Genomic DNA, 17,800 nt, shown 5'->3' with positions numbered 1-17,800 from the left:
GAGGGTGGAATTGCCCTGCGGGCAATCCAGGCCCGCCGGGCAAGATCCAGCCCCTCCGGCGTTTGAGGAGCGGGGGTCCGGGGGCTGGCCCCCGGGAACGGCGCCGCACGCGGCAGACGGGGTCCGGGCGGAGCCCGGGGAACGGTGGAAGGGCGGGTAGGGGACCTCGCCCCGCAGGGCCCAGCACCCGCACGCGCCCACCGACCCCGGGCCGGGACGGCCGTGGCGGCAACCCCGCAACCCCGACCCGCCACCGCCGGACGGAGTCCGGCGCAGCGGTGCGAGCTCCGCGTCAAGAAGGGGGGCTAAATGCCCAGCTCTGCTCGCGTGAGCTGGGCGACCGCCTCCTTCGGGCCGTCCAGTTCCACCGCCGCGGCGTCCTGCCGGCCGAAGCAGAACAGGGTCAGTTCCCCGGGCTCCCCGGTGACCGTGACCACCGGGGCCCCCTTGTGGGCGACCGCCGTCTGGCCGTTCGGGCGCCACAGGACCAGGCCCACGGGGGAGCGCCGCCCCGTGAGGCGCGCCAGTTTTTCCAGACGGGACCACAGGGAGTCCGAGAAGACCGGGTCCAGGACGCGCGGGGACCAGTCCGGCTGGGCGCGGCGGACGTCCTCGGAGTGGACGTAGAACTCCACCGCGTTCGCCAGCTCGTCGATCTGCTTCAGCGAGTAGGGGGACAGCTTCGGCGGGCCCGTGCGGATCAGCTGGATGAGCTCCTCGTACGGTTTGGCCGCGTACTCCTCCATCGCCTTGTCCAGGCGGCCCTTCAGGACGTTCAGGAGCAGTCCGCCCGCCGCGTCCGGGCGCCGCTCCCGGACCACCACGTGCGCGGCGAGGTCCCGCGTCCGCCAGCCGTCGCACAGCGTCGGCGCCTCCGGGCCGGCGGATTCCAACAGGTCGGCCAGCAGCAGTCGTTCACGCTTCGCATGGGTAGACATGTGTGCCAGCCTACGGCTGGAACCCGCCCCGCGGCTGCTCATCAGGCGGACAGGGATCCTTGATCGTCCCCCGGGCCCGGCACAATGGCTCCCATGAGTACGTCCTCCCTCGATCCCGCCATCGCCGCCCGCCTCAAGCGCTCCGCGGACGGTCTGGTCCCGGCCATCGCCCAGCAGTACGACACCGGTGAGGTGCTCATGCTCGGCTGGATGGACGACGAGGCCCTGCACCGCACCCTGACCACCGGCCGGTGCACGTACTGGTCGCGCAGCCGTCAGGAGTACTGGGTGAAGGGCGACACTTCCGGTCACTTCCAGCACGTGAAGTCCGTCGCGCTCGACTGCGACGCCGACACCGTGCTCGTCCAGGTGGACCAGGTCGGCGCGGCCTGCCACACCGGTGCCCGGACGTGTTTCGATGCCGACGTCCTCCCCCTGGCCGGTCCCTCCGGCCCCACCGCCGACGCCGAATAGCCGAAGCCGATCACAAGTAAGGTCCCACGCCATGGATCTTGAGACGTTCCGCAAGCTCGCGGCCGACCGCCGCGTCATCCCCGTCAGCCGCAAGCTGCTGGCGGACGGTGACACGCCCGTCGGGCTCTACCGCAAGCTGGCCGCCGAACGCCCCGGGACGTTCCTCCTGGAGTCCGCCGAGAACGGCCGCTCCTGGTCGCGCTACTCCTTCGTCGGCGTCCGCAGCGCCTCCACCCTCACCGTCCGCGACGGCCAGGCCCACTGGATCGGCACCCCGCCCGTCGGCGTCCCGACCTCCGGCGACCCCCTGGAGGCCCTGCGGCAGACCGTGGAGGCCCTGCACACCCCCCGGGACCTGGCCTCCGGCATGCCGCCCTTCACCGGCGGCATGGTCGGCTACCTCGGCTACGACATCGTGCGCCGGCTGGAGCGCATCGGCGAGCACACCGAGGACGACCTGCAGCTGCCCGAGCTGACGATGCTGCTCACCTCCGACCTGGCGGTCCTGGACCACTGGGACGGCACCGTCCAGCTCATCGCCAACGCCATCAACCACAACGACCTCGCCGCGGGCGTGGACGAGGCGTACGAGGACGCGGTGGCCCGCCTCGACGCGATGGAGGCCGACCTCGCGCGGCCGGCCCCGTACGCGCCGATGCCGCTGCCCGCCTCCGAGCTCCCGGAGTACTCGGCGCTGTGGGGCGGCGAGAAGTACCAGGCCGCCGTGGAGGACGTGAAGGAGCGGATCCGGGCCGGCGAGGCCTTCCAGGTGGTGCCCTCGCAGCGGTTCGAGACCCCGTGCAGCGCCTCCGCGCTCGACGTCTACCGGGTGCTGCGGGCCACGAACCCCTCCCCGTACATGTACCTCTTCCGCTTCGAGAACGGCTTCGACGTCGTCGGGTCCAGCCCCGAGGCGCTGGTCAAGGTCGAGGACGGGCGGGCCATGGTCCACCCCATCGCCGGCACCCGGCACCGGGGCGCCACCCCGCAGCAGGACAACGAGCTCGCCGACGAGCTGCTCGCCGACCCCAAGGAGCGCGCCGAGCACCTCATGCTCGTCGACCTCGGCCGCAACGACCTCGGCCGGGTCTGCGAGCCGGGCTCGGTGGAGGTCGTCGACTTCATGAGCATCGAGCGGTACTCGCACGTCATGCACATCGTCTCCACCGTCACCGGGCGCGTCGCCGAGGGGAAGACCGCCTTCGACGTGCTCACCGCCTGCTTCCCGGCCGGCACCCTGTCCGGCGCGCCCAAGCCGCGCGCCATGCAGATCATCGAGGAGCTGGAGCCCACCCGCCGCGGGCTCTACGGCGGCTGCGTCGGCTACCTCGACTTCGCCGGGGACTCCGACACCGCCATCGCCATCCGCACCGCGTTGCTGCGCGACGGGAAGGCGTACGTGCAGGCCGGCGCCGGGGTCGTCGCCGACTCGGTGCCCGAGCTGGAGGACGCCGAGTGCCGCAACAAGGCCGCCGCGGTGCTCCGCGCGGTGGCGGCGGCGAACCGCCTCCACGGCGCCTGAGCCGGTAGGGGATAGTGGGGTACGTGAGTGCCGTACCCCCGCCCCGATCCGAAGACGCCGATGCCGCCGCCGAGCCCGAGGCCCCCGCGGGCCGCGGCGGCCGCCGCAGCGTGGCCGTCGCCCTGCTGCTCGGCGCCCTCGGCGCCACCGTCGCCCTGCTCGCCTCCGGCCGCGTCTGGGCCCGGGGCGTGGCCAGCGTCGGCGGCGGCTCGCTGCCGGTGACCGCGGACGGGCGGGCCGTCACCGGGCTGCCCGCCGCCCTGGCCATCGTCGGGCTCGCCGCCCTGGTCGCCGTCTTCGCCGTACGCGGCCGCAGCCGGCTGCTGGTCTCGGGGCTGCTCGCGCTGAGCGGCCTGGGCGCGGCGCTGGCCGCGCTGGCCGGCGCGGACGGCCGGCGCGCGCTGGACACGCAGGCGGCCCGTACGACGGCCGACGCCGCGGCCCAGGTGGCCGGCCTGACCCATACGGCCTGGCCCTACGTGACGGCGGCGGGCGGGGCGCTGATCCTGCTGGCGGGACTGCTCGCGCTGCGCTTCGGGGGCACCTGGCCCACGATGGGCGGCCGCTACGAGCGGGACGGCAGCCCGCGACCGCGCAAGGCGGCCGTGGTGGACCCGGACCGGCCCGAGGACTTGTGGAAGGCTCTGGACCGGGGCGAGGACCCCACCGGTCCGGACCCGGCCCGCTGAACCCGTGTCCGGCCCGCGCGGGCGCAGGCGCCCGCGTGAACCGGGAGCCGACCCCGTGGACGAGGCCGGTTCGCGGTGCGGGACAATGACCATCCAGCGTTCGGCACAGCACCGTTCGCCACAGCACGTGCGGCGTGCGACAGAGCACACCCGAGTACGAGGAGCAACTCATGGCGGGCACTAGCCACGGACACACCCCGGCCGCCTGGACCGGTGTCATCATCGCCTTCATCGGTTTCGCCATCTCCGGCGCCTTCATGGTGCTGGCGAACCCGCTGGGCTTCTGGGCCGGTCTCGTCGTCGTCGCCATCGGCGGTGTCGTGGGCCTGGCGATGAAGGCCGCGGGCATGGGTGCGCCGAAGGCCGCGCACCGGGACCTCGCCGAGGTCATCGCCGCGAACCGCGTCGCCGCCAAGGTCTGACCGGGCCGCAGCGGGCACGCGGGTTTTCGAAAGGCGCGGCCCTGTCGGGCTGCGCCTTTTGTCATGAGCGGAGAGAATCAGCGGGTGGACGCCTCCTCTGGAACGACCGGCCTCGCGCCGCCTCCCGCGCCCGTGTCCCGGGCCGGCCGGCTGGTGGGTCCGGCGCTCACGCTGGGCGTGGCCGCCGCGGCCCTCGCGTACGTGGGGACCGTGGACCCGAACGAGCCGGGCCACTATCCGGTCTGCCCGCTGTTCCGGCTGACCGGGGTCCTGTGCCCCGGCTGCGGCGGGCTGCGCAGTGCCCACGCGTTCGCCCACGGCGATCTCGTGACAGCTATCGGGTCAAATGCCCTCGCGGTCGCGGGCTACTTCTTCTTCGCCGGGTTCATGGTCCTGTGGCTGGTTCGGGCCTATCGGGGGGTACGGGCCCCGAGGGTCGTCGTACGGCCTGTGTACTGGTGGGGGATGGGCGCGGTGGCCCTGGGCTTCTCCGTTGTCCGGAACCTGCCCCTGGGCTCTTTCCTGGCGCCCTGAGGTATAGCTGAAGTAAAGATTCCGGATGTCCATTTAATGGGACGCCGTCAACCGCGTGCGGAGGGCAAGGCGTCCTGCGGATACCATTTGAACTGCTGACCTTGCAGTTGTACGTGTCTGCAAGGCGGCCGACCGTCATCGACCCGGAAGGGGGCCGCTCGCGTGAGTGTGCTCGACGAGATCATCGAAGGGGTCCGCGAAGACCTTGCCGAACGGCAGGCGCGCGTCAGCCTCGACGAGCTCAAGGAGCGTGCCGCCAAGGCGCCCCAGGCCAAGGACGGCGTCGCTGCCCTGCGCGGCGACAGCGTCAAGGTGATCTGCGAGGTCAAGCGTTCCAGCCCCTCCAAGGGTGCGCTGGCCGCCATCGCCGATCCGGCCGGGCTCGCCGCCGACTACGAAGCGGGCGGTGCGGCGGTCATTTCCGTCCTCACCGAGCAGCGTCGTTTCGGCGGCTCGCTGGCCGACCTGGAGGCCGTCCGCGCCCGCGTGGACATCCCGATCCTGCGCAAGGACTTCATCGTCACGGCGTACCAGCTGTGGGAGGCCCGCGCCTACGGCGCCGACCTCGTGCTGCTGATCGTCGCGGCCCTGGAGCAGGAGGCCCTCGTCTCCCTCATCGAGCGGGCCGAGTCCATCGGCCTCACCCCGCTCGTCGAGGTCCACGACGAGGAGGAGATCGAGCGTGCGGTCGCGGCGGGCGCCAAGATCATCGGCGTCAACGCCCGCAACCTGAAGGACCTCAAGGTCGACCGCTCCACCTTCGAGCGGATCGTCGGAGAGATCCCGGCCCACATCGTGAAGGTTGCCGAATCCGGCATCCGCGGGCCGCACGATCTGATCGCCTATGCGAACGAGGGCGCGGACGCCGTCCTCGTCGGGGAGTCCCTGGTGACCGGCCGCGACCCGAAGGCGGCCGTGGCCGACCTCGTCGCCGCCGGCGCCCACCCCGCCCTGCGCCACGGGCGGAGCTGACCCGTACCCATGGCCCGAAACCGCCCCTCCGTCCGCACCCGGCCGGGCTCCGGCCTGGCCGGTGTGCCGACGGCGCACGCGCCCCTGGCGCGCGGCTGCCGCCCTCGCGGCTGCCGCGCCCCGGCCCGGCGCGTGCGCGGGCGGCGGGTCCGGTACGTGATCGGCTCCGAGCCCGGTCAGGTCAACGGCATGCGATGGCGACCCGGAGTCGCGCCGTAACGAGGCCCGCCGGACGGTGTACGTCGTACACCCGTCTCCGTCGGCGTCCTGTCACGGTCCGTTCCCCGGAGCCGCCGGCTCGGGGACGGGCCGCTCCGCACCCTCGTACGCCCGTGCCCCAGCGGGGTGTGCGCGCCAGGGGCGGACGGCGCAATACGGTGAAGGCATCCGCGTCGCATCCGTAGGAGTACCTGGGCATGTCCAGCGCCAGCAATTTCTTCATCCCGGACCCCGAGGGTCACATCCCCAACGCCGAGGGCTACTTCGGCGACTTCGGCGGCAAGTTCATCCCGGAGGCGCTCGTCGCCGCCGTGGACGAGGTCGCCGTCGAGTACGAGAAGGCCAAGGGCGACCCGGCCTTCGCGGCCGAGCTCAACGACCTGATGGTCAACTACACCGGCCGCCCCAGCTCCCTGACCGAGGTGCCGCGGTTCGCCGAGCACGCGGGCGGGGCGCGGATCTTCCTCAAGCGCGAGGACCTGAACCACACCGGCTCGCACAAGATCAACAACGTGCTGGGCCAGGCGCTGCTCACCAAGCGCATGGGCAAGACCCGCGTCATCGCGGAGACCGGCGCGGGCCAGCACGGCGTGGCCACCGCCACCGCCTGCGCCCTGTTCGGCCTCGAGTGCACGATCTACATGGGCGAGATCGACACCCAGCGCCAGGCCCTGAACGTGGCCCGGATGCGGATCCTCGGCGCCGAGGTCATCGCGGTGAAGTCCGGCTCCCGGACCCTGAAGGACGCCATCAACGAGGCGTTCCGCGACTGGGTCGCCAACGTGGACCGCACCCACTACCTCTTCGGCACCGTCGCGGGCCCGCACCCCTTCCCCGCGATGGTCCGCGACTTCCACCGGGTCATCGGCGTCGAGGCCCGCCGCCAGATCCTGGAGCGCGCCGGACGGCTGCCCGACGCGGTCGCGGCCTGTGTCGGCGGCGGCTCCAACGCCATCGGCCTGTTCCACGCCTTCATCCCGGACGCCGACGTCCGCCTGGTCGGCTTCGAGCCCGCCGGACACGGCGTGGAGACCGGCGAGCACGCGGCCACGCTGACCGCGGGCGAGCCCGGCATCCTGCACGGATCGCGCTCCTACGTCCTGCAGGACGAGGAGGGCCAGATCACCGAGCCGTACTCCATCTCGGCCGGCCTGGACTACCCGGGCATCGGCCCGGAGCACTCGTACCTCAAGGACGCGGGCCGCGCCGAGTACCGCGCGGTCACCGACGACCAGGCGATGCAGGCCCTGCGGCTGCTCTCGCGCACCGAGGGCATCATCCCGGCCATCGAGTCCGCGCACGCCCTCGCGGGCGCGCTGGACCTGGGCAAGGAGCTCGGCAAGGACGGGCTGATCGTCGTCAACCTGTCCGGCCGCGGCGACAAGGACATGGACACCGCCGCCCGGTACTTCGACCTGTACGACGCCGAGACCACCGGCAGCACCGAGGGGGAGACCAAGTGAGCGGCACCATCGAACTCCTGTCGGCGACCCTCGCGAAGGCGAAGTCCGAGGACCGCGCGGCCCTCGTCGCCTACCTCCCGGCCGGCTTCCCGACCGTGGACGGGGCCATCGAGGCCGTCAAGGCCGTCATCGCCGGCGGCGCGGACGTGGTCGAGATCGGCCTCCCGCACAGCGACCCGGTCCTGGACGGCGCCATCATCCAGACCGCCGACGACATCGCCCTGCGCGGCGGGGTCAAGATCGCGGACACCCTGCGGACCGTCCGCGAGGCGTACGAGGCCACGGGCGCCCCGATCCTCGTCATGACGTACTGGAACCCGATCGACCGCTACGGCGTCGAGCGGTTCACCGCGGAGCTCGCCGCGGCCGGCGGCGCCGGCTGCATCCTGCCCGACCTGCCGGTCCAGGAGTCCGCGCTGTGGCGCGAGCACGCGGCCAAGCACGGTCTGGCGACCGTCTTCGTCGTGGCTCCCAGCAGCAAGGACGAGCGCCTCGCCACCATCACGGCGGCCGGCTCCGGCTTCGTCTACGCCGCCTCCCTCATGGGGGTCACCGGCACCCGCGAGTCGGTCGGCAACCAGGCGGCCGACCTGGTCCGCCGCACCCGCGCCACCAGCGAGCTGCCGGTCTGCGTGGGACTGGGCGTCTCCAACGCCGCCCAGGCCAAGGAGGTCGCGGGCTTCGCCGACGGCGTCATCGTCGGCTCGGCCTTCGTGAAGCTGCTGCTCGACGCGCCGGACCTGCCCGCCGGGCTGGCCGCCGTCAAGGCACTGGCGGGCGAGCTCGCCGAGGGCGTGCGCCGGAGCTGAGGCGGCGTACGCCGGATCCGGGGGTCGGCGCCGTCCGGCGCAGCCCGTTCGATCGCGCGGCCGGACCCCTGAGCGGGTTCTGTAGCCCGATCGGGTGGAAGTAGGGGCAGGGAGGCACGAGAGTGCCTCCCTGCTTCGTTTGGCCGAACGTGAGCGACATGAACGACGGTGCGAACCGCGATACGACGAAACGATCGGCCCGTGAGCGACTCCAGGTGGAGCGCGAGCGGCAGAAGGCCAAGGACAAGCGGCGGCGGACCCTCGTCGTGTCGGCGGCGGTGGTCGGCGTCCTGGGTCTGGCGGCCGTCGTCGGCCTGATCGCGGCGAACACCGGCAAGGGCGGATCCTCGGCCAAGGGCGGCCCGCTGGTGGCCCCGTCCGGAGCCACGGGCAAGGACGCGCTGGCCATCCAGGCCGGCAAGGACGAGGCCCCCTCCACGCTGACCGTGTGGGAGGACTTCCGCTGCCCGGCCTGCAAGGCCTTCGAGACCAACTACCGCGACACCATCCACGACCTGGAGGCCAAGGGCCTCCTCAAGGTCGAGTACCACATCGTCACCCTGATCGACGGGAACATGGGCGGCAGCGGCTCCCTCAAGAGCGCCAACGCGGCCGCGTGCGCCCAGGACGCCGGGAAGTTCGGCTCGTACCACGACGTGCTCTTCGACAACCAGCCCGAGGAGACCAACGACGCCTACGGCAAGAACGCCAAGCTGCTGGAGCTGGCCGGGAAGGTCGACGGACTCGACACCCCCGCCTTCCGCAGCTGCGTCGAGGACGGGACGCACAACAGCTGGGTGAACAAGTCGCAGGACGCCTTCCGCGCGGGCAATTTCCGCGGGACCCCGACCGTGCTGCTCGACGGCAAGGACATCTTCGCGGACCAGGCCAACCCGCTGACCCCGCAGAAGCTCAAGGAGAAGGTGGAGGCGGCCGGCAAGGGCGGCCCGGGCGGGGTGAAGGGCTCCCCGTCGGCATCGGCATCGGCGTCGTCCGGCTCCCCGGCCAAGTCCCGGTCAGGGTCCGGCTCCGGGGCGCCGTCGTCTTCCGCGTCGGGTCCGGCGAAGGCCTCCGCGTCCTCCGGGTCCTCTGCGTCCTCCTCGTCGCGCTCGGCGGGACGGTCGGCCACGGGCGGCGGTACGGGCTCCGAGGACAGCTCCGCGGACCACGACGGGATGTCCATGGGGCACTGACGGCCGTCTCGATTCGGCAGCAGCTTGCCGGGCGGGTTGCGGTCACCACCGTCCGGCAAGGTAGCGTCGCTTCTTGCCATGAACCTTGCCTTCATTCCCAGTCCGTCGACGGGCGTGCTCCATCTCGGGCCGATCCCGCTGCGCGGCTACGCGTTCTGCATCATCATCGGCGTCTTCGTCGCCGTCTGGCTCGGCAACAAGCGCTGGATCGCGCGCGGCGGTAAGCCGGGCACGGTCGCGGACATCGCCGTGTGGGCCGTGCCGTTCGGTCTGGTCGGCGGTCGCCTCTACCACGTGATCACCGACTACCAGCTCTACTTCGGTGAGGGCCGCGACTGGGTCGGCGCCTTCAAGATCTGGGAGGGCGGCCTGGGCATCTGGGGCGCGATCGCGCTCGGCGCGGTCGGCGCCTGGATCGGCTGCCGCCGGCGCGGCATCCCGCTGCCGGCCTGGGCCGACGCCCTGGCCCCCGGCATCGCGCTGGCCCAGGCCTGCGGGCGCTGGGGCAACTGGTTCAACCAGGAGCTGTACGGCCGCGCCACCGATCTGCCCTGGGCGGTGAAGATCAGCGACGGCCCGAACCGCGTCGCCGGGACCTACCACCCGACCTTCCTCTACGAGTCCCTCTGGTGCGTCGGTGTCGCCCTGCTGGTGATCTGGGCCGACCGGCGCTTCAGGCTCGGACACGGGCGGGCCTTCGCGCTGTACGTCGCCGCGTACTGCGTGGGGCGCGGCTGGATCGAGTACATGCGGGTCGACGAGGCCCACCACATCCTCGGTCTGCGGCTCAACGTCTGGACCTCGATCGTCGTCTTCGTGCTCGCCGTGGTGTACCTGGTGCTGTCCGCGAAGCTGCGGCCGGGCCGCGAGGAGGTCGTCGAGCCCGAGACCGGCGCCGGCGCGGTGGCCGGGGCCGGGGCCAAGGACGGGGACACCCCGGCCGGGGACGCCGAAGCCAAGGGAGCCGTCGAGGCAGGGGCCGGGGCCGACGCCCAGCCGAAGGACGCCAAGGGCGAAGCCGAAGCCGACGGCAAGGACAAGGCCGAGGACAAGGACAAGCCCGAGGCTCAGGCCGACGCCGAGGTCGAGGCCCCCGGGGCCAAGAAGCTCTGACCGGCAACGGTCGAACGGGAGGGGCGCCGCGCACACCGCGCGGCGCCCCTCCCGTTGCGCGTGCCCCGGGTCAGGAGAGCACCGGTGCGTCCCGGCGGGACAGGGCCACGACCCGTTCCGCGCCCGCCAGCATCGCCGGGTCGACGAAGCGGCCGTCGGGGAGGGCCACCGCGCCGGGGGTGCGCCGGGCCGCCGCCACGATCTCCTCGGCGGCGCTGACCTCCGCCGCGCCGGGCAGGTAGGCCCGCTCGATCACCGGGAGCTGGCGCGGGTGGATCGCCGCGCGGCCCAGGAAGCCGAGGGCGCGGCCCCGGGCGCAGGAGGCGGCCAGCGCCTCCAGGTTCCGGATGTCGGGGAACACCGACTGGGCCGGCGGCGCCAGCCCGGCCGCGCGGGCGGCGACCACCACCCGGGAGCGCGGCCAGTCCAGGCCCGACTCCGCGGTCACGCCCAGGTCGGCCCGCAGGTCGGCCTCGCCCAGGGACAGCCCGCGCAGGGCGGGGTGCGCGCGGGCGATGTCGTAGGCCCGTTCCACACCGATCGCCGATTCCAGCAGGGCGTACAGGGCCACCCCGGGGGCGCGGTCGGCGGTGACGGCGATCTGCTCCGGCGACGAGATCTTGGGCAGGCGCAGTCCGGCGAGGCCGTGCAGCCCGCCCAGCGCACTGAGGTCGGCGACGCCCCACGGGGAGTCCAGGGCGTTGACGCGGACGTGGACGGGGACCGGGTGGCTGCCGTCGAGCAGCTCGGCGGTGGCGGCGCGGGCGTACTCCTTGCGGGAGGCCGACACCGCGTCCTCCAGGTCGACGATCACGGCGTCGGCTCCGGCGTGCAGCGCCTTGGAGACCACGTCCGGGCGGTCGCCGGGTACGTAGAGCCAGGTCAGGATCACAGGGCGCCTTCCGTGCGGAGAGCGGTGATCTCGGCCGGGGAGAGGCCGAGCTCGGTGAGTACGGCGTCGGTGTCCGCGCCGTGCGGGCGGCCCGCCCAGCGGATGGAGCCCGGGGTGTCCGAGAGCCGGAAGAGGACGTTCTGCATGCGGATCGGGCCCAGCTCCGGGTCCTCGACCTCGGTGATCGTGTCCAGGGCCGCGTACTGCGGATCGGCCATGACGTCCCGTACGTCGTAGACCAGCGCGACCGCGGCCTCGGCCTCCTCGAAGGCGGCCGTCACCTCGTCCGCCTTGTGGCGGGCGATCCAGCCGCCGACCGCCTCGTCGAGCACGTCCGCGTGACCGGCCCTCCCGGAGCCGGACGCGAACCATGGCTCGGCGATCAGCTCGGGCCGGCCCACGAGCCGCATCACGCGCTCGGCGATGGACTGGGCGGAGGTGGAGACCGCGAGCCAGCGGCCGTCCAGGCTGCGGTACGTGTTGCGGGGCGCGTTGTTGGTGGACCGGTTTCCGGTGCGCGGCTGGACGTAGCCGAGCTGGTCGTACCAGAGCGGGTGCGGCCCGAGGACCGTCAGGATCGGCTCGATGATCGCCAGGTCCACCACCTGCCCCTGCCCGGTGCGGTCGCGTCCGGCGAGCGCCGCCATCACGGCGTACGCGGTGGTCAGCGCGGCGATCGAGTCCGCGAGCCCGAAGGGCGGCAGGGTCGGCGGCCCCTCCGGCTCCCCGGTGATCGCGGCGAAGCCGCTCATCGCCTCCGCGAGGGTGCCGAAGCCGGGACGGTGGGCGTACGGGCCCTCCTGGCCGAAGGCCGTCACGCGGGTCAGGATCAGCCGCGGGTTCGCGGCGGACAGCTCGGGCCAGCCCAGGCCCCAGCGCTCCAGGGTTCCCGGGCGGAAGTTCTCGATCACCACGTCGGCGGTGGCGGCCAGGCGCAGCAGGGTGTCCCGGCCGCCGGGGGTGGACAGATCGAGGGTCATCGTCCGCTTGTTGCGGCCGAGCAGCTTCCACCAGAGGCCGATGCCGTCCTTGGCGGGGCCGTGGCCGCGGGAGGGGTCGGGGCGGGTCGGGTGCTCCACCTTGACCACCTCGGCGCCGAAGTCGCCGAGCAGGGTGGCGGCGAGGGGACCGGCGAAGAGGGTGGCGAGGTCGAGGACGCGCAGTCCGCGCAGGGGCGGGGCGGTGGCGGCGGTACCCGTAGCGGTCTCCTGGGCGGCGGGAGTCACGAGGCGGCTCCGGAGCGGGCGAAGGCGTCGGTCTGGGAGCGGGTCGGCATCGAGTCCTGGGCCCCGGGGCGCTGCACGGACAGGGCGGCGGCCGCCGAGGCCCAGCGCAGCGCCGCGGGCATCGCCGCGCCCTCGCCCAGGGCCACGGCGAGCGCGCCGACGAAGGTGTCTCCGGCGGCGGTGGTGTCCACGGCCCGTACCCGCGGCGCGGGCACGGCCAGCGGCTCGCGGCCGCGGGCGGCGTACAGCACCCCGGCCGCGCCGAGGGTGACGACCACCTCCGGCACGTCCTGGAGCAGGGCGGCCGCGGCCAGGTGGACGTCGGTGAGCCCGGTGAGGGTGGCGGCCTCGTGCTCGTTGGGTACCAACAGGTCGGTGGCGGCGAGGAGTTCGGCGGGCAGTGGCTGGGCGGGGGCCGGGGTGAGGATGGTCCGTACGCCGTGGGCGCGGGCGGCGAGCGCGCCGGCGAGCACGGCTTCCAGGGGCAGTTCGAGCTGGAGGAGCAGGGAGTCGGCGGCGCCGATCCGGGCCTCGTCGCCCGGTTCCAGGGAGGTGACGAGGGCGTTGGCGCCGGGGATGACGACGATGCTGTTGCCGCCCTCGTCGTCCACGGTGATGTGCGCGGTGCCGCTCGCGCCCTCGACGGTGCGCAGGGCCGCCGTCCCGACGCCGGCGCCGGTGAGCGCGGAGCGCAGCCGTACGCCGAACTCGTCGGCCCCGACCGCGCCGATCATCACCACCTCCGCGCCCGAGCGGGCGGCGGCGACGGCCTGGTTGGCGCCCTTGCCGCCGGGGACGGTGCGGAACTCGCGGCCGGTGACGGTCTCCCCGAGGCGGGGGGCCTTGGAGACGTAGGCGACGAGGTCCATGTTGGTACTGCCGAGCACGGCGATGGCCGTCATGAGCGGGCTGCCTCCTGTGCGGTGAGGTGGGCGAGGGTGTCGAAGCCGATGCCGTCGAAGCCGGGAACGCTGGTGGCGAGGCGGTTCTTCAGCGGGGCGGTCCAGCGGTGCGGGATCGCGTCGGGGGAGCCGGCGAGCAGTCCGGCGAGGGCGCCGGCGGTGGCGCCGTTGGAGTCGGTGTCCCAGCCGCCGGACACGGCCCGGCACACGGAGTGGGTGAACTCCCCGTCGGCGTGGGTGAGGGCGGCGGCGATCACGGCGGTGTTGGGGACGGCGTGGACCCAGTGGTAGTGGCCGTAGCGGGCGTGGAGCAGGTCGACGACGGTATCGAACTCGGGCTCCGCGGCGGCGGTCCGGATCCCGAAGCGGACGGCCTCGGCGAGGCGGGAGCCGGGCGGTACGGCGGCCAGACCGGCCCGGAGCGCGGTGTGCACGTCGGCCCGGCCGGTGGCCGCGGCGGCGGTGGCGGCGGCGACGAACGCCGCGGCGTGGGCGCCGTTGCCGGTGTGGGTGAGGGCCGCGTCCCGGCGCGCCTGGGCCGCGGCGGCGGCCGGGTCGCCCGGGTTGGTCCAGCCGTGGACGTCGGCGCGGATCAGGGCGCCGATCCATTCGCGGAAGGGGTTGTGGTGGGTGGCGGTGGCGGGGGGCTCCAGCCCTTGCAGCAGATTGCGGTACGCGACCCGCTCGGCGGTGAAGGTCCGGCCGGCCGGGAGCTCGTCGAGCCAGAGCCGGCCGACGTCGGCGGTGGTGAAGCCCTTGCCGTGGCGCTGGAGGAGGAGCAGGCCGAGGAGGGGGTAGTTGAGGTCGTCGTCCTCGGGAGTGCCGTCGATGTTCTCGGCGAGGGAGGTGGGCGCGGAGCGGCGGTTCCAGGGGTGCGCGGCGAGGACCTCCGGCGGTACGCCGCGCTCGGTGAACCAGTCGGCCAGGGGCCAGTTCCCGGCGGCCCGGGCCAGGGCCCGGATCCCGGCCAGGGGCAGCTTCTCCACGGGCTTGCCGAGCACGCACCCGACGGCCCGGCCGACCCAGGCGGCCTCCAGCCGGAGGCGCAGCGCGGGGTGGTGGGCCTCGTGGGCGGGTGTGCCGGGGGCTCGGGGGCCGGAGCCGGGTCCGGATGGGGCGCCGGGTCCGGGTCCGGCTTCGGACGGGGCTCCGGGTTCGGGTCCGTCCCCGGCTTCGGCGGGGGCGGGTTCGGGGGCGGGTTCCCTGGCCCCGGCCCAGCCCGGGACCGGGGGCGGGGCCCCTGGCCCCGGCGGCGTGGGTTCGTCCGCGTGCGGGGTGGCCGGCGGGGCCGTGCCGGGGGTGGGGGCGGGTTCCCCCACCCCGCCCCTTCCCGAAACCGGGGGCGAGCCCCCGGGCCCCTGGGTGGGCCGGGGGGCCGGGTCGGCGGGTGCGGGGAGGGCCGCCAGGGCCGACAGGAGGTCGGTGGCCAGGGCCCGGAGTTCCGGCGGGGCCGGAGTGGCGGAGGCGCCCGCCCGGGCCGGGGCGAGGTGGCCGCCCGCCGCGAGCCAGACGCGCAGCAGCGGCTCCGCGGCTTCCCCGCGGCCGTCCTCGGCGGCCTGCCGGAACTCGTGGCCGACCAGGTCCTCGGGCTGGACCCACGTCAGCCGGACCAGATCGTCCGGAGGCGCCGGCGTCGGTGTCGGTGCCGGGGTGCGGTGGGCGATGGTCATCGGGGGGCCGTCAGCTCGGTGAAGGCGGACTCGTGGGCGCGGCGGCGGGAGTGGTCGCGGGTGAAGACCTCGCGGGTCACCGAGGCCAGGGCCGACGCCGGTGCGTGCAGGTCCAGGCGGCTGGCCTCCGCGACCCGGTCCGCCCAGGCGGGCGGGACGGCCGCCCCGCCCGACAGGGCGCCCGCGATCGCGCCGGCCATGGTCGCGATGGAGTCGCAGTCCCGGCCGTAGTTGACGGCGCCGAGCACGGAGCTCTCGTAGCAGCCGTCGGCGACGAGCAACATGCCCAGCGCGACAGGGAGTTCCTCGATGGAGTGCAGGCGGGACGGGCGGCGCGCGCCCAGGGACGGGGCGCGGTAGTCCGGGCCCACCGAGTCGTACGGGGCGACCGCGGCCCGGAGCGGGGCCAGCGCCGACTCGAAGTCCCGGTGGCGGGAGGCGACTTCGCAGACCGCGGCGATGGCCGAGCGGGTGCCGTCCTTGGCCAGGGAGAGGGCCGTCTCGACCACGGAGGCGGCCGTGGCACCCGGCACGCACGCCGCCGCCACCGCCGCCGCGAACACCCCCGCCGCCTCCCGCCCGTACGAGGACTGGTGCGCTCCGGTGACGTCCAGCGCCTCCGCGTACGCCCCGGCCGGATTGCCCGCGTTGACGAGGCCGACCGGGGCCATGTACATCGCCGCACCGCAGTTGACGATGTTGCCGTTGCCGGCCTCCCGCGGGTCCGCGTGCGCGTAGTGCAGCCGGGTCACGATCCACTTCTCGGCGAGGAAGATCCGCTGGAGGGGGAGGGCGTCCGCCTCCAGTTCCGGGATCCAGCGGGGGATCGTCATCAGGTCCGGGACCAGGTGCTCGGCGATCGCGTACGCGTCCAGGTGGTCCCGTACGGCCTCGTAGACCCGTACCAGCGCGTGCGTCATCAGGGTGTCGTCGGTGACGTGGCCGTCGCCCTTGTGGTACGGGGCGATCGGGCGGGCGGTGCGCCAGTCCTCGTGCCACGGCCCGACGATGCCGCGCACCCGGCCGCCGTGCCGTTCCACGATCTGTTCCGGGGTCCAGCCCTCCACCGGGCCGCCCAGCGCGTCGCCGACGGCCGCGCCGACGAGGGCGCCGGTGATCCGGTCGTCCAGGGAGGGGGTGGGGGAGGTGGGGGCCGAGGCGGTGTGGGGGGTGGGGTCCACGGGGGTCACGGTCGTCATGTGCGGGGCTTTCCTTGGGGCTTGGGCGAGGTGAGTTCCGTACGGGTGAGCAGCGCGGCCAGTTCGACGAGGTCGGTGCCCGCGAGGCGGGGGAGGGCGCAGCCCGAGAGGGTGCGGCAGGCTTCGCGCCAGGCGGCGGGGAGCGAGTCCCCGCCGCCGAGGGCGCCGGTCAGCGCGCCGGCGAGGGCGGGGGCGGAGTCCGCGACGCGCGACAGGCAGGCGGCGGCCGGGACCGCCTCGCCGACGCGGCCGCGGGCGGCGGTGGCGAGGGCCAGGGCCACGGGGACGGTCTCCGCGGCGGCGATCCCGTAGCTGTAGACGTGGTCGACGATCTGGTGCTCCAGGAGCGGGACGATCGCGAAGGCTCCGCCGGTCCCGCCGGCCGTCTCGGCGCGGGCGAGCTTCACCGCGTGCCGGGCGTTGCGGCCGATCTCGGTGGACTCGGGGAGCTGCGCGAGGGCGGCGTCGACGGCGGCGTCGGTGTCGGAGGCGGTGCAGGTTCCGCTGCCCGCGAGGGCGGTGGCGATGGCGGCGGCCATGGCGCGGGCGCCGTGGACGCCGTCGCCGTCCTGGGTGTAGCGGGCGTCGAACTCGGCGAGGTCCGCGGCGGCCTCGGGGTCCCCGGGATGGACGACGGCGAGGACGCAGGCACGGATGCAGGCGGCGTCGTCGAAGTAGTGCGGGTTGTCGTGGCCGGTGGCGGGCGGACGCAGGCCCGCGGCGAGGTTGCCGAGGCCGGCCCGGACGGAGATCCGGGCCCGCATGGGGAGGACGGCGGACTCGACCTCGGGCGCGCGTTCCGCCGCCGCGGCGACCTCGCTGGCCAGGGCGTTCCAGGCCAGGTCGATGGCGGCGCGCATGCGGCGGGACCGGGAGAGGTCGCTGAGCAGCACCCCGGCGGCGGTGAGGACGGACTCGGCGGCGAAGGCCGCCCACTCGGCGTCGTCGGAGGGGCCCAGGCGCAGGGGCTCCGGGGGCTGGTTGAGGGCGATGGGGACGGGGAGGGTGGTGGTGGCGTTCTGCTCGGCGAAGGTGTCGAGCTCGCGGGTGAGGCGCCGGGTCCACTCGGGCATCCGGCTGGCCCGGTGGCGGGCCGCGGGCCACCCGGCGGCGTCGCCCGCGGCGAGCCCGAGCAGCAGCCCCTCGATCCGGCGGGGGCCGGGGGCCGCCCCGGTGGCGGTTCCCGCGGTCACGGCCGCGGCCGCGGCCGTACGGGGCTGCGCGTCCCGCGGGGCGGGCCCCGACGGGGCGGTGAGCGGGCCGCCCGCCGCCTCCGCCGGGGCGGTGCGGGCCGCGGGGCCGGGGCCGGATCCGGGGGCGGCCCAGACCCCCGGCGGGGCGGCGAGCGGCCCGGACGCGGCTTCCGCCGGGGCGGCGGTACGGGCCTGCGCGGTCCCGCTCGCGGCGCCGGCCGGGGCAGCGGTACGGGCCTGCGCGGTCCCCCTCACGACGCCGGCCGCCGGGGTGTCCGGGCCGGAGGCGCTGCCGTCCGAGGGCGGGGTGTCGCGTCCGGTACCCCGGCCGGGTACGTCGAGCGGCTCGGCGGTACGGGCCTGCGCGCGC

Annotated in this window: 17 protein-coding genes and 1 pseudogene; 11 read left to right on the top strand and 7 right to left on the bottom strand. The window is 74.6% G+C overall.

What is annotated here, in order from left to right; translation table 11 throughout:
* Positions 1–305 precede the first annotated feature (305 nt).
* The gene (locus ACWCP2_RS30420; protein ID WP_450911766.1) at positions 306–938 is read right to left on the bottom strand and encodes a TIGR03085 family metal-binding protein; all 633 of its coding nucleotides are present in this window, start codon (positions 936–938) and stop codon (positions 306–308) included.
* An 84-nt stretch (positions 939–1,022) separates the two neighbouring features.
* Here ACWCP2_RS30420 and hisI point away from each other — a divergent pair, with 84 nt between their 5' ends.
* The 11 genes and pseudogenes from hisI to lgt all read left to right on the top strand — a co-directional run bounded on the left by hisI (position 1,023) and on the right by lgt (position 10,348).
* Complete coding sequence (gene hisI / locus ACWCP2_RS30415) at positions 1,023–1,412, top strand: phosphoribosyl-AMP cyclohydrolase (protein ID WP_450911765.1); 390 nt, start codon at positions 1,023–1,025, stop codon at positions 1,410–1,412.
* Positions 1,413–1,443: 31 nt separating this feature from the next.
* Positions 1,444–2,934, top strand: a complete 1,491-nt coding sequence (locus ACWCP2_RS30410) for an anthranilate synthase component I (protein WP_450911764.1) — start codon at positions 1,444–1,446, stop codon at positions 2,932–2,934.
* 14 nt (positions 2,935–2,948) lie between these two features.
* On the top strand, positions 2,949–3,623 hold the full coding sequence (locus ACWCP2_RS30405) for a TIGR02234 family membrane protein (RefSeq protein ID WP_450911763.1): 675 nt from the start codon (positions 2,949–2,951) through the stop codon (positions 3,621–3,623).
* 170 nt (positions 3,624–3,793) lie between these two features.
* Positions 3,794–4,045: an HGxxPAAW family protein gene (locus tag ACWCP2_RS30400; protein WP_450911762.1), complete on the top strand. Its 252-nt coding sequence runs from the start codon at positions 3,794–3,796 to the stop codon at positions 4,043–4,045.
* 63 nt (positions 4,046–4,108) lie between these two features.
* Positions 4,109–4,579: a DUF2752 domain-containing protein gene (locus ACWCP2_RS30395; protein ID WP_450911761.1), complete on the top strand. Its 471-nt coding sequence runs from the start codon at positions 4,109–4,111 to the stop codon at positions 4,577–4,579.
* Positions 4,580–4,741: 162 nt separating this feature from the next.
* Complete coding sequence (trpC, locus tag ACWCP2_RS30390) at positions 4,742–5,551, top strand: indole-3-glycerol phosphate synthase TrpC (RefSeq protein ID WP_250743801.1); 810 nt, start codon at positions 4,742–4,744, stop codon at positions 5,549–5,551.
* A 9-nt stretch (positions 5,552–5,560) separates the two neighbouring features.
* On the top strand, positions 5,561–5,770 hold the full coding sequence (gene trpM / locus ACWCP2_RS30385; RefSeq protein WP_450911760.1) for a tryptophan biosynthesis modulator TrpM: 210 nt from the start codon (positions 5,561–5,563) through the stop codon (positions 5,768–5,770).
* Positions 5,771–5,967: 197 nt separating this feature from the next.
* Positions 5,968–7,233, top strand: coding sequence for a tryptophan synthase subunit beta (gene trpB, locus ACWCP2_RS30380; RefSeq protein ID WP_450911759.1), 1,266 nt, complete (start codon positions 5,968–5,970; stop codon positions 7,231–7,233).
* A complete protein-coding gene (trpA, locus tag ACWCP2_RS30375; protein ID WP_450911758.1) occupies positions 7,230–8,042 on the top strand; it encodes a tryptophan synthase subunit alpha in 813 nt (270 codons plus the stop codon). The genes trpB and trpA overlap by 4 nt, the downstream gene beginning before the upstream one ends.
* A gap of 158 nt (positions 8,043–8,200) precedes the next feature.
* A pseudogene (locus ACWCP2_RS30370) lies at positions 8,201–8,986 on the top strand (DsbA family protein); the annotation flags it as partial.
* A 327-nt stretch (positions 8,987–9,313) separates the two neighbouring features.
* Positions 9,314–10,348: a prolipoprotein diacylglyceryl transferase gene (gene lgt, locus ACWCP2_RS30365; RefSeq protein WP_450911757.1), complete on the top strand. Its 1,035-nt coding sequence runs from the start codon at positions 9,314–9,316 to the stop codon at positions 10,346–10,348.
* Between the two features lie 70 nt (positions 10,349–10,418).
* Here the strand turns inward: lgt and ACWCP2_RS30360 are convergent, their stop codons facing one another.
* The 6 genes from ACWCP2_RS30360 to ACWCP2_RS30335 are packed head-to-tail and all read right to left on the bottom strand — an operon-like array spanning position 10,419 to position 17,430.
* The gene (locus ACWCP2_RS30360; RefSeq protein ID WP_450911756.1) at positions 10,419–11,240 is read right to left on the bottom strand and encodes an HpcH/HpaI aldolase/citrate lyase family protein; all 822 of its coding nucleotides are present in this window, start codon (positions 11,238–11,240) and stop codon (positions 10,419–10,421) included.
* Positions 11,237–12,466 carry a CaiB/BaiF CoA transferase family protein gene (locus ACWCP2_RS30355; RefSeq protein ID WP_450911755.1) on the bottom strand — a complete coding sequence of 410 codons (1,230 nt, stop codon included), beginning with the start codon at positions 12,464–12,466 and terminating at the stop codon, positions 11,237–11,239. Before ACWCP2_RS30355 ends, ACWCP2_RS30360 begins: the two co-directional genes overlap by 4 nt.
* A complete protein-coding gene (rbsK, locus tag ACWCP2_RS30350) occupies positions 12,463–13,368 on the bottom strand; it encodes a ribokinase (protein ID WP_450911754.1) in 906 nt (301 codons plus the stop codon). The genes ACWCP2_RS30355 and rbsK overlap by 4 nt, the downstream gene beginning before the upstream one ends.
* The gene (locus ACWCP2_RS30345; RefSeq protein ID WP_450911753.1) at positions 13,365–15,038 is read right to left on the bottom strand and encodes an ADP-ribosylglycohydrolase family protein; all 1,674 of its coding nucleotides are present in this window, start codon (positions 15,036–15,038) and stop codon (positions 13,365–13,367) included. The genes rbsK and ACWCP2_RS30345 overlap by 4 nt, the downstream gene beginning before the upstream one ends.
* The gene (locus ACWCP2_RS30340) at positions 15,035–16,237 is read right to left on the bottom strand and encodes an ADP-ribosylglycohydrolase family protein (protein ID WP_450911752.1); all 1,203 of its coding nucleotides are present in this window, start codon (positions 16,235–16,237) and stop codon (positions 15,035–15,037) included. Before ACWCP2_RS30340 ends, ACWCP2_RS30345 begins: the two co-directional genes overlap by 4 nt.
* Positions 16,234–17,430 (bottom strand): ADP-ribosylglycohydrolase family protein, encoded by a 1,197-nt coding sequence (locus ACWCP2_RS30335; protein WP_450911769.1) that lies wholly within the window; start codon positions 17,428–17,430, stop codon positions 16,234–16,236. Before ACWCP2_RS30335 ends, ACWCP2_RS30340 begins: the two co-directional genes overlap by 4 nt.
* Positions 17,431–17,800 lie beyond the last annotated feature (370 nt).

Source organism: Streptomyces sp. NPDC002104 (genome assembly GCF_053593795.1).
Note: the sequence above shows the minus strand (reverse complement) of the source record. Positions and strands in the feature narration are given on the sequence as shown.